General features: G+C 60.5%; 11 protein-coding genes and 1 pseudogene. 8 read left to right on the top strand and 4 right to left on the bottom strand.

Annotation, left to right across the window (positions count from 1 at the left end):
• The first annotated feature begins 92 nt into the window (after window positions 1-92).
• The 3 genes from AC1Q8Q_RS31970 to AC1Q8Q_RS31960 all read left to right on the top strand — a co-directional run bounded on the left by AC1Q8Q_RS31970 (window position 93) and on the right by AC1Q8Q_RS31960 (window position 1,274).
• Window positions 93-587: a P-loop NTPase family protein gene (locus tag AC1Q8Q_RS31970; protein WP_020795570.1), complete on the top strand. Its 495-nt coding sequence runs from the start codon at window positions 93-95 to the stop codon at window positions 585-587.
• 181 nt (window positions 588-768) lie between these two features.
• Window positions 769-1,023, top strand: coding sequence for a type II toxin-antitoxin system Phd/YefM family antitoxin (locus AC1Q8Q_RS31965; protein WP_020795569.1), 255 nt, complete (start codon window positions 769-771; stop codon window positions 1,021-1,023).
• Complete coding sequence (locus AC1Q8Q_RS31960; protein ID WP_020795568.1) at window positions 1,020-1,274, top strand: Txe/YoeB family addiction module toxin; 255 nt, start codon at window positions 1,020-1,022, stop codon at window positions 1,272-1,274. Before AC1Q8Q_RS31965 ends, AC1Q8Q_RS31960 begins: the two co-directional genes overlap by 4 nt.
• Here the strand turns inward: AC1Q8Q_RS31960 and AC1Q8Q_RS31955 are convergent.
• Entirely contained in the window at window positions 1,242-2,429 is a 1,188-nt protein-coding gene (locus tag AC1Q8Q_RS31955) for an aspartate aminotransferase family protein (protein ID WP_492615961.1), read from the bottom strand. The two genes, AC1Q8Q_RS31960 and AC1Q8Q_RS31955, sit on opposite strands and share 33 nt — an antisense overlap.
• A gap of 102 nt (window positions 2,430-2,531) precedes the next feature.
• Here AC1Q8Q_RS31955 and AC1Q8Q_RS31950 point away from each other — a divergent pair, with 102 nt between their 5' ends.
• Both AC1Q8Q_RS31950 and AC1Q8Q_RS31945 read left to right on the top strand, forming a co-directional pair.
• Complete coding sequence (locus AC1Q8Q_RS31950) at window positions 2,532-3,437, top strand: LysR family transcriptional regulator (RefSeq protein ID WP_492615960.1); 906 nt, start codon at window positions 2,532-2,534, stop codon at window positions 3,435-3,437.
• Window positions 3,438-3,515: 78 nt separating this feature from the next.
• The gene (locus AC1Q8Q_RS31945) at window positions 3,516-4,529 is read left to right on the top strand and encodes a sensor domain-containing diguanylate cyclase (RefSeq protein WP_489327413.1); all 1,014 of its coding nucleotides are present in this window, start codon (window positions 3,516-3,518) and stop codon (window positions 4,527-4,529) included.
• 6 nt (window positions 4,530-4,535) lie between these two features.
• On the opposite strand, the gene msrA is transcribed toward AC1Q8Q_RS31945, so the two are convergent.
• Both msrA and msrB read right to left on the bottom strand, forming a co-directional pair.
• Window positions 4,536-5,243: a peptide-methionine (S)-S-oxide reductase MsrA gene (msrA, locus tag AC1Q8Q_RS31940; RefSeq protein WP_033043128.1), complete on the bottom strand. Its 708-nt coding sequence runs from the start codon at window positions 5,241-5,243 to the stop codon at window positions 4,536-4,538.
• Window positions 5,244-5,263: 20 nt separating this feature from the next.
• Window positions 5,264-5,782, bottom strand: coding sequence for a peptide-methionine (R)-S-oxide reductase MsrB (gene msrB / locus AC1Q8Q_RS31935; RefSeq protein WP_020795563.1), 519 nt, complete (start codon window positions 5,780-5,782; stop codon window positions 5,264-5,266).
• Window positions 5,783-6,067: 285 nt separating this feature from the next.
• On the opposite strand from msrB, the gene AC1Q8Q_RS31930 reads away from it, so the two are divergent.
• The gene (locus AC1Q8Q_RS31930; protein WP_083348256.1) at window positions 6,068-6,787 is read left to right on the top strand and encodes a response regulator transcription factor; all 720 of its coding nucleotides are present in this window, start codon (window positions 6,068-6,070) and stop codon (window positions 6,785-6,787) included.
• On the top strand, window positions 6,784-8,304 hold the full coding sequence (locus tag AC1Q8Q_RS31925) for a sensor histidine kinase (RefSeq protein ID WP_492615959.1): 1,521 nt from the start codon (window positions 6,784-6,786) through the stop codon (window positions 8,302-8,304). The genes AC1Q8Q_RS31930 and AC1Q8Q_RS31925 overlap by 4 nt, the downstream gene beginning before the upstream one ends.
• Before the next feature lie 148 nt (window positions 8,305-8,452).
• Here the strand turns inward: AC1Q8Q_RS31925 and AC1Q8Q_RS31920 are convergent.
• Window positions 8,453-9,149 (bottom strand): annotated as a pseudogene (locus tag AC1Q8Q_RS31920) (class II aldolase/adducin family protein); the annotation flags it as partial.
• 78 nt (window positions 9,150-9,227) lie between these two features.
• Here AC1Q8Q_RS31920 and AC1Q8Q_RS31915 point away from each other — a divergent pair.
• Window positions 9,228-9,746, top strand: a complete 519-nt coding sequence (locus tag AC1Q8Q_RS31915; RefSeq protein WP_033044637.1) for an ABC transporter permease — start codon at window positions 9,228-9,230, stop codon at window positions 9,744-9,746.
• Window positions 9,747-9,838 lie beyond the last annotated feature (92 nt).

Here is a 9,838-nt window from a genome sequence, read left to right as displayed (position 1 = left end):
CCTGCTGAAGGGGCAGAGTGAATACCAACCGAAAACCAGTTGAGGGCTTCCCCTCAACCATAGAATCTCCCACAGTTTGATCGGTGTCGCTCATGGACCTCACCCGAACCCTGATCATCGGTAACTCCGGCTCCGGCAAGAGCTGGCTGGCGCAACGCCTGGCCGAGCGATTGCAGGTGCCATGGACCGATCTCGACCGCATTCACTGGCTGTCCGACGAACACAGCATCCCCCGCCCCCGCGCTGAAGCCTTGGCCATGGCGCGGGTCGCGGCCGAGCAAGAACGCTGGGTGATCGAAGGCGTGTATGGCTGGATCGCCAGCGAACTGCTGCCCCGCACGACGACGCTGATCTGGTTGAGCGTTGCCGACGAGGTTTGCGTCGCCAACATCCGCCAACGTGAAGCCAACGACGACGAACGCCTGATCGCCCTGCTGGAGTGGGCGGGGAGCTATCGCCAGCGCGATGGGTCCAGCGGATATACGGCCCATCGGCAGCTGTTCGAAGGGTTTGACGGTTGCAGAATTCAATTGATGGACTGGACTGAAATCACCGATTTCGCCAGCGCAATGCACTACGCCGATTGATTTATCTTCACGGCTTCTCATCAGATAAGGACTACAGCGTTCTCGGAAACGTCCCGAGAAGGTTTCGACGATACTCAGGAGAAGCGTTGATGCGCCAATTGCATAACGACCATTCGGAGCTATCGCCTTGTCAACCTGTACTGATTTCTGTACGTTCCTTGCATCGAGCGAGGATTTCACCATGCACACCATCAATTACACCACCGCACGCGCGCACCTGGCTGAAACCATGGATCGCGTCAATGAAGACCGCACCCCACTACTGGTCACCCGCCAGAAAGGCGAGCCGGTGGTGATGATGTCGCTGGCGGAATACAACGCCCTTGAGGAGACCGCCTACCTGCTTCGCTCCCCCGCCAACGCTGAACGCTTGATCAAGTCGATTGGCAACCTGCGCGCCGGGAAAACCAAGTCTCGGCAACTCATTGAAGAATGAATATCGAGTTCACTCCTGAAGGCTGGGACGACTACCTTTGGTTTCAGCAAAACGATAAGGCGGGACTCAAACGCATCAACCTGCTGATCAAAGCCATCCTGCGTGAACCGTTCGAGGGTCTCGGAAAACCGGAACCGCTCAAACACAACTTGAGCGGCTTCTGGTCGCGCCGGATAACGGCTGAACATCGCTTGGTCTACACCATCGAAGACGGTGAGTTATGCGTTGTCATGTGCAGATACCACTACTGAACTCACTCCCCTGACAATCATCTCCACCTCCCGCTCATCAATCGTCAGCGGCGGCAACAAACGAATGGTTTGCCCCCGCGTCACGTTGATCAGCAGCCCGTGGTCCCGGGCGGCGATCAGGCTCAGGTCGCGGATCGGTTGCTTGAGTTCGATGCCGATCATCAGGCCCTGGCCACGGATCGCCAGGACGTTCGGTTGGTCCGCCAATTCCATGCGCAACCTGCTTATCAGGCGTTCGCCCTGAAGCCGGGCATTTTCCAGCAAGCCTTGCTCCTCGATGATGTCCAGCACCGTGCAACCGACCCGACAGGCCAGCGGGTTGCCGCCAAAGGTGCTGCCGTGACTACCGGGGGTAAAGAGTTCGGCGGCTCTGCCACGGGCCAGGCAGGCGCCGATCGGGACGCCGTTACCCAGGCCTTTGGCCAGGGTCATCACATCCGGGACGATGCCTTCGTGCTGGAACGCGAACCACTGCCCGGTACGACCGATGCCGGTCTGGATTTCATCCAGCATCAACAACCAGGAGCGCCGGTTGCAGAGCTCGCGCACGGCTTTCAAGTAACCGGGTGGTGCCAGCTGCACACCGCCTTCGCCCTGGATCGGCTCCATCAGGATGGCCACGATGCGCGAGCCGTAATCCTGGCGCACCTTGTCCAGTGCCTTGAGGTCGCCGAACGGCACTTTGACGAAGTCCCCTGGCAACTTGTTGAAACCCAGGCGCACCGCCGGGCCATCGCTGGCGCACAGGGTGCCGAGGGTGCGGCCGTGGAAAGCGTTTTCCATGACCACCACCAAGGGTTGCTCGATGCCTTTGTGCCAGCCATGCAGGCGGGCAATTTTCAGCGCCGTTTCATTGGCCTCGGCCCCGGAGTTGTTGAAGAACGCCCGGTCCATGCGCGCCAGCTGGGTCAGTTTGCGCGCCAGGCGTTGCTGCCAGTCGATGCTGTAGAGGTTGGAAGTGTGCAGCAACAGGCCGGCCTGTTCGCTGATCGCCGCGACGATTTTCGGATGAGAGTGGCCGACGTTGGTCACCGCCACCCCGGCCACCGCGTCCAGGTATTCACGACCGGCCTGGTCCCATAGGCGCGTGCCCAGGCCCTTGTGGAAACTCAAGGCCAAGGGTTGGTAAGTGCTCATCAGGCAGGCGGCGGTCATGACATCAAGCTCCATCAAGGGTCAGTGTTTTTGCAGTATGGTTAGCCACCTGAACTGGATAAATACTGCAATACTTCAATCATTTTAAAGTTGAGCTTGATAATGGACCTTTTCCAGGCAATGACCGTCTACGTCAAGGTGGTGGAAACCGGCAGCATGACGAGCGCCGCTGCGCAGTGTAAAATGTCCACGACCATGGTCGGCAACCACCTCAAGGCCCTCGAGCAGCGCCTGGGCGTGCGCCTGCTCAACCGCACGACCCGGCGCCAGCGGTTGACCGAATTTGGCGTTGCGTATTACCAGCGCTGCCTCGAAGTGTTGGGGCTGGTGGCTGATTCCGAACGCCTGGCCGAGCAAGCGCTGGATGAACCCAGCGGCACGTTGCGCATCTCGGCGCCCTTGACCTTCGGCACGGAAAAACTGGCACCCGCCCTGAGCGAATTCGCCCTGCTCTACCCCAGGATAAAACTCGACGTGATGCTCACCAACCGGCGCCCGGACCTGCTGGAAAACGGACTGGACGTGGCCTTTCGCCTGGGCGCTATCGAGGCGTCCAACCTGATCGCCCGCCCGCTGCTCGACTACACCCTGACCATGTGCGCATCGCCGGCGTATGTGGCCCGTCGCGGCGCACCGCAAACCCCTGAAGACCTGCGTCACCACGATTGCCTGTCCTTCGCCTATCCGGCTGGCGATGACTGGCATTCGGTGGAGAAAGAATGGCGCCTGGCCGGCCCGGAAGGCGAAGTCACGGTAGCGGTCAGCGGACCGATGCTGATCAACAGCTCGGCAGGGCTGCATCAGGCGGCGCGAACCGGCATGGGTATCGTGATGTTGCCCGATGTCCTGGTCGAGCAAGACATCCAGGACGGCAAACTGCTGGCCTTGATGCCCGGATTCAACCCGCCGAGCCGGCCGATGCACCTGATGTATGCCCAGGACCGCTACCGCCTGCCGAAATTGCGACGTTTCGTCGACTTCGCCGTGCAGATGTGGGGCAAGCACTAGCAGCCTCGCTGAGCCTTGGACTAATCTCCCTGACTGAGCAGGTCATTGGCTATCAGGCGCGTGCCAGGGAGAGCAGCGATGGGAGAAGCATCGAGTATCGAACCCTTGAAGTTCAATGTCTCGGACATGAACGAAGGCATGCTGCACACCATCATGGAACTGGTCAGCGACGGAATATGGGACTGGAACGCCAACACCGGCTTCGTCTACCGCAACGCCCGTTGGTACGAAATGCTCGGCTACACGCCGCACTCCCTGGATAACAACGTGTTGACCTGGGAAAACATCATTCACCCCGATGATTTCCCGCAGGTGATGGCCCTGTTCGATGACTACCTGAGCCAGCGCACCCCCGTGTATCAGGCCGAGTACCGCTGCCGCACGCATGACGGCCGTTATATCTGGATCGAAGACCGCGGCCACGTGCTGGCACGCAATGCCGACGGTTCGGTGGCGCGAATGGTCGGCGCCCACCGCAGCATCGAAGACAAGAAGCGCCTGCTCGAAGCCCTCGAACGGCGCAATCAATCCCTTGAAGCCCTCGTTGAAGAACGCACCCGCGAGCTGTCCAGCGTCAATCAGCAACTGCAGAGGCAACTGGAAGAAAATCGTAAGTTGGCTGAAACCGATGCCCTGACGTCGACTGCCAATCGATATCGCCTGGATCAGGCCCTGCGCCAGGAATGCGAGCGGTCCCAGCGCTTTCGCCAGCCGTTGTCACTGATCGCCATGGACATCGACGACTTCAAGAGCATCAACGATCACTACGGCCATGCACTGGGCGATGCCGCCTTGATTCAGGTGGTCGAACGGGTCGCGCGCAGTTTGCGTGCGGGGGATGTGCTGGCCCGTTGGGGCGGCGACGAATTCATCGCGGTACTGCCCGATACCTCGCTGGCTGAGGCCAGGACCCTGGCCGAAGCCATCCGCCAGGGTCTATCGGAGATGCCATCGGTGGGCGACTTTCACGTGAGCATGAGTTTCGGCGTGGTCCAGCGCTTCGAGGAGGAGCAACAGACCGGCCTGATGGCCAGGGCCGATCAGGCACTGTATCGGTCGAAAGTCGCCGGCAAGAATGTGATCAGCGGATAACCGCCGTCACATCCCCGTTTTCACCAGCACCGGTTTTTCCTGATAGCGATCCGGGTACAGCTGCTTGAGCTGTGCCACCTTTGGCAAGTCATTGATCACGATGTAGGGATAGGTCGGGTGCTCGGTCAGGAAGTCCTGGTGTTCTTCTTCGGCCGGATAAAAACCGTTGAAGCTTTCCAGCTTGGTCACGATCGGCTTATCGAACGAATGCGCGGCATCGAGCTGGGCAATGTAGGCCTGGGCGACCCGTTGCTGTTCGCTGCTCTTGGTAAAGATCGCCGAGCGGTATTGGGTGCCGGTGTCGGGCCCCTGGCGGTTGAGTTCGGTCGGGTTGTGCGCCACGGAAAAGTAGATCTGCAGCAAGGTGCCGTAGCTGACCTGGCTCGGGTCGAAGGTCACTTCCACCGATTCCGCATGACCGGTACTGCCGCTGCTGACGCGTTCGTACTGCGCCGTGTTGGCTGCGCCACCGGCGTAACCGGAGACGGCATTCTTCACGCCTTTGACATGCTGGAACACCCCTTGCACACCCCAGAAACAACCACCGGCAAATACCGCGGTTTCGCTGTGGGCCTGGGTGGTTTCGTCGAGGGCCGGCGGGGGAAGGAGCACGCCTTCTTCAGCCCCGCCCAGGGAAAATGCCGAGCATTGGCCGATGATGCCGGCAGCGGCCAGCCCCAATAGCGTGCGGCGCCAGGTGAAAAGATTTTTCATGTCACAGACTCCTGAGAAATTCAGACGGCTTTGGGCTCGAACTTGAGCGCCAGACCGTTCATGCAGTAACGCAAACCGGTCGGTTTCGGCCCGTCGTCAAAGACATGGCCCAGATGCCCGCCGCAACGCCGGCAATGCACCTCTTCGCGCGACATGCCGTAGGAGCGGTCCTGGCGGGTGGCCACGGCCTTGTCCAGCGGCGCCCAGAAACTCGGCCAGCCAGTGTGGCTATCGAACTTGGTCGCCGATGAGAACAGCGGCAACTGGCACCCGGCGCAGAGGAATGTGCCGTCGCGGTGCTCGTTGTTCAGCGGGCTGCTGTAGGCCCGTTCAGTGCCTTCTTCGCGGAGGATTTCATACTGTTCGTCGCTCAGGATGGCGTGCCATTCGCTGTCGCTGTGGGTCACTTCGAACGCCTCGGCGGCGCTGGCATCGCTGATCAATGCCGTGCCTGTGGAAAACTTCGGCAACAGGCCGATTGCCAGGGCTGCCACCCCCAGCCCGCCGCTCGCGAGAAGAAATTGCCGTCGTGAAAACATGCTCGTCTCCAAAAATCCAGGGGTGTTTCATGGAACACAGCCTAGGCTTTGGGTGATCGCCAAATCCTCACGGGAAGTTAAACAATTCGTGATAACTCGGGCCACGAAAAACCCGCACAATGGACCCTTCACTGACTTCACTGACTTGACTGACTTAATTGTAGGAGCTGCCGCAGGCTGCGATCTTTTGATCTTGTTTTTTTAAATCAAAGTCAAAAGATCGCAGCCTTCGGCAGCTCCTACAGTGAGTGGCATTACGCACATTGCGCCGAAGGATTGAAGTGGATGGAACAGACCAAACGCGTCCTCGTGGTCGAGGACGACCTGCATATCGCCGACCTGATTTGCCTGCACCTGCGTGACGAGCAGTTCGAGGTGGTGCACAGCGCCGACGGCAATGAAGGCATGCGCCTGCTGCAGCAAGGCAACTGGGATGCGCTGATCCTCGACCTGATGCTGCCCGGTGTCGACGGCCTGGAAATCTGCCGCCGCGCCCGCGCCATGGCCCGCTACACGCCGATCATCATCACCAGTGCGCGCTCCAGCGAAGTGCACCGGATCCTCGGCCTGGAGCTCGGTGCCGACGATTACCTGGCCAAGCCATTTTCCATGCTCGAACTGGTGGCCCGGGTCAAAGCTTTGCTGCGCCGGGTGGATGCCATGGCACGCAACCTGAAGATGGACGCCGGCAGCCTGCTCATCGACGGACTGGCCATTGACCCGATCACCCGCGAAGTGTCCCAGGGCGGCCGACGCCTGGACCTCACACCCCGGGAGTTCGACTTGCTGTACTTCTTCGCCCGCCAGCCGGGCAAGGTGTTTTCGCGCATGGACCTGCTCAACGCCGTCTGGGGCTATAGCCACGAAGGCTATGAGCACACGGTCAACACCCACATCAATCGCCTGCGCGCCAAGATCGAGGCCGACCCGGCGCAACCGGTGCGCATCCTCACGGTCTGGGGCCGCGGCTACAAGTTCGCCACCGGGGAGGAATCGCCGCCATGAGGCTGACCCTGACGCAGCGCCTGTCCCTGGTGTTCGCCGTGCTACTGCTGGTGTGCTGCGGCACCTCGGCGTGGCTACAGGTGCGTTCCAACCAGATGCATGAACAGGAAGTGGTGCAAGGGTTGTCCCGGGACCTGGCGCAGCACATCGCCAGTGACACGGTGCTGATGGACACCCAGGGCCTGATGCCCAATGCCGTGCGGGATCTGTTCAGCAAGCTGATGCAGGTCAACCCCAGTGTCGAGGTGTACCTGTTGGACACCGAGGGCAAGATTGTCGGCAGTGCCGCGCCCGAAGGCAGGATTCGACGCGAGCGTGTCGACCTGGCGCCAATCCAGCGCCTGCTCAGGGGCGACGCCCTGCCGATTACCGGTGATGATCCGCGCAGCGTCGACGCGCGCAAGGTGTTCAGCGCCGCACCGTTGAAGGTCAATGGCAAGGCCGTCGGGTATCTCTACGTGGTGCTGCTGGGCGAAGACCATGATCGCCTGGCCGAACGGGGCGCCACCAGTGCTGCACTCAATACCGCCCTGATGTCCATTGGATTGGTTGCGCTGTTGTGCCTGATTGCCGGTCTCACCGCGTTTGCGCTGATCACCCGGCCATTGCGCCGCCTCACCGAAACCGTCAGCCAGTTCGACATCGATGGCGTCCCGGTGACGCCGGCCCTGCCCGTCCCCCTGGAAAAGGTCGCCAGCCACGATGAAATTGCTGTACTCGACGCTGCCTTCCGGCAGATGCAGGCGCGTTTGGGCGAACAATGGCGCTCGTTGACCCGCCAGGACCAGGAACGCCGCGAACTGGTGGCAAACATCTCCCACGATCTGCGTACGCCGCTGGCCTCGTTGCACGGCTATCTGGAAACCCTGTCGCTCAAGGACGCCACGCTGTCCGCCGCCGACCGCCGCCGCTACCTGGGCATCGCCCTTGATCAAAGCCGCAAGGTCGGCGGGCTGGCGCAGTCGCTGCTGGAACTGGTGCGCCTGGAACATGGTTTTGTGCAACCGGTGCTGGAGCGTTTTTCGCTGACCGACCTGGTCCAGGACATTTTCCAGAAGTTCGAACTGACGGCCGAGGCGCGGCAGGTTGAATTGAAGGCCACGTTCGCCCCCAACGTTTCTGCAGCTTGCGCTGACCTGGGATTGATCGAGCGGGTGTTGACCAATCTTTTCGACAACGCGTTGCGCCATACACCGCCAGGTGGCGAGATCGAACTGGGTTTGCGTCCCCAAGGCTCGTTCATTGAAGTGACTGTCAGCGACACTGGCCCTGGTATCGCTCCCGAATTGCGCGAGGGTCTGTTTTTGCGGCCGTTCAATATCGGTGGCGCACGGCGCGATGGCGGGCTGGGGTTGCGTATTGTGCACCGCATCCTGCAATTGCATGGGCTTGAGATTCAGTTGATCGACAGGCCGGGGCGTGGGGCGACGTTTCGGTTTTTGTTGCCGATCGATGAACAGACTGCGGCGGGATTGGCGGAGCGGTCGATGAACCTGAATACCCCTCGGCAAGTCTGAAAAGTCAGGGCGCCTGACAAACCGCTTTCGCGAGCAGGCTCGCTCCCACAGGGGATTTGCGTCGTACACAGAATTTGTGGCAACCCGAATCAACTGTGGGAGCGAGCCTGCTCGCGAATAGGCCAGCTCGAACAACCGAGCATTCAGGTCAGTCCCGATAATCCGGCGCCACACGCTCCAGCAATCTCAGCAACGCCGCCCAGGCCAGTTGCATGGCATCTGGATCATTGAGCTCACCCTCCTCCAGCGCCCGTCCCGGCTCATTGAACTGCCGCTCGGTATGCGCGCAAACCTCGGGCGACGGCAACACCAGCTCCCCGGCAGCCATGGCTGCCAACTGAATGTCGCAGGCCTTTTCCAGGTAATACATGCGCATGAACGCCTGCCCCACCGTCTCCCCCCACCGTCAGCAAACCGTGATTGCGCAGCATCAGCACCGGCTTGTCGCCCATGTCCGCCACCAGCCGCTATTCGCTCATGTCCAGCGCCACGCCTTCGTAGTCGTGGTAGGCCACACGGTTGTAGAACTCCATGGAAATCTGGTTCACCGGCAACAGCCCGCACTTCAACGCCGCCATCGCGCAACCGGATTTTGTGTGCGTGTGCAACACGCATTGCGCGTCTTCACGAGCACCGTGAATGGCGCTGTGAATCACGAAACCGGCCCGGTTCACCGGGTACGGCGACGGTTCCACCGCGTTGCCATCGAGGTCGATTTTCACCAGGTTCGACGCCGTGATCTCATCGAACATCAGCCCGTAGGGGTTGATCAGGAAGTGATGCTCCGGCCCCGGAATGCGCACTGAGATGTGGGTGAAGATCAAATCGGTCATGCGAAAATGCGCTGCTGGCCCTGGTCAGCGCATTGATCTGGGTGCTGTTGAAAATGACCCGCGTGAACCGACTGGTAGGCTGAGATCACTATGAACACCCATCGTACAAGCCTGAGTACCCGCCTGCTGGCCGTGGTCGCCATGGCCTTCATGCTGTTCCCGTTGCTGACGGTCATCCCGGTGTCGTTCACCAGCAAGCGTTTCCTGTCGATGCCCCAAGGCAATTGGTCGCTGCGGCATTACGAAGCGCTGATGAGCAACCCTGACTGGTTCAATGCCATCAGCCAAAGCCTGACCATCGCCTTTGCCACGAGCATCATCGCGACCTTGCTGGCCGCCAGCTTCAGCCTGGGCATCTGGTACATGCGCTCCAAATGGGCCACGGCGTTGATCGGCCTGGTGCTGCTGCCGATGGCGATTCCGTTCATTACCAGCGTCAACGTCGACACCCTGCCCAAGCGGATCTGGAGCGGCTTGCGCGATAACGTTGATCCGAGTGTGGCGGCGATTTCGGTGCTGCTTATCTCGTTGACCTTGCTGGTGCTGATCGGGCGGTTGGTGGCTCAACACTTGGCGGATAAACGCGCGCAGAAACTGTTGCATCCATAACCAAGTCGTTACCGCGCCCCCTTGTAGGAGCTGCCGCAGGCTGCGATCTTTTGATCTTGATTTTTCAAGATCAAAAGATCGCAGCCTGCGGC

It is taken from the genome of Pseudomonas sp. GW823-FHT06B06, from assembly GCF_058795195.1.
The sequence above is the reverse complement of the archived record's forward strand: the minus strand, read 5'-3'. Positions and strand labels throughout refer to the sequence as shown.

Bases quoted from the DNA above. Each gene is read 5' to 3' on its own strand.
- AC1Q8Q_RS31970 (WP_020795570.1), top strand. From the start codon at position 93: ATGGACCTCACCCGAACCCTGATCATCGGTAACTCCGGCTCCGGCAAG.
- AC1Q8Q_RS31965 (WP_020795569.1), top strand. From the start codon at position 769: ATGCACACCATCAATTACACCACCGCACGCGCGCACCTGGCTGAAACC.
- AC1Q8Q_RS31960 (WP_020795568.1), top strand. From the start codon at position 1,020: ATGAATATCGAGTTCACTCCTGAAGGCTGGGACGACTACCTTTGGTTT.
- AC1Q8Q_RS31955 (WP_492615961.1), bottom strand. From the start codon at position 2,429: ATGACCGCCGCCTGCCTGATGAGCACTTACCAACCCTTGGCCTTGAGT.
- AC1Q8Q_RS31950 (WP_492615960.1), top strand. From the start codon at position 2,532: ATGGACCTTTTCCAGGCAATGACCGTCTACGTCAAGGTGGTGGAAACC.
- AC1Q8Q_RS31945 (WP_489327413.1), top strand. From the start codon at position 3,516: ATGGGAGAAGCATCGAGTATCGAACCCTTGAAGTTCAATGTCTCGGAC.
- msrA (WP_033043128.1), bottom strand. From the start codon at position 5,243: ATGAAAAATCTTTTCACCTGGCGCCGCACGCTATTGGGGCTGGCCGCT.
- msrB (WP_020795563.1), bottom strand. From the start codon at position 5,782: ATGTTTTCACGACGGCAATTTCTTCTCGCGAGCGGCGGGCTGGGGGTG.
- AC1Q8Q_RS31930 (WP_083348256.1), top strand. From the start codon at position 6,068: ATGGAACAGACCAAACGCGTCCTCGTGGTCGAGGACGACCTGCATATC.
- AC1Q8Q_RS31925 (WP_492615959.1), top strand. From the start codon at position 6,784: ATGAGGCTGACCCTGACGCAGCGCCTGTCCCTGGTGTTCGCCGTGCTA.
- AC1Q8Q_RS31915 (WP_033044637.1), top strand. From the start codon at position 9,228: ATGAACACCCATCGTACAAGCCTGAGTACCCGCCTGCTGGCCGTGGTC.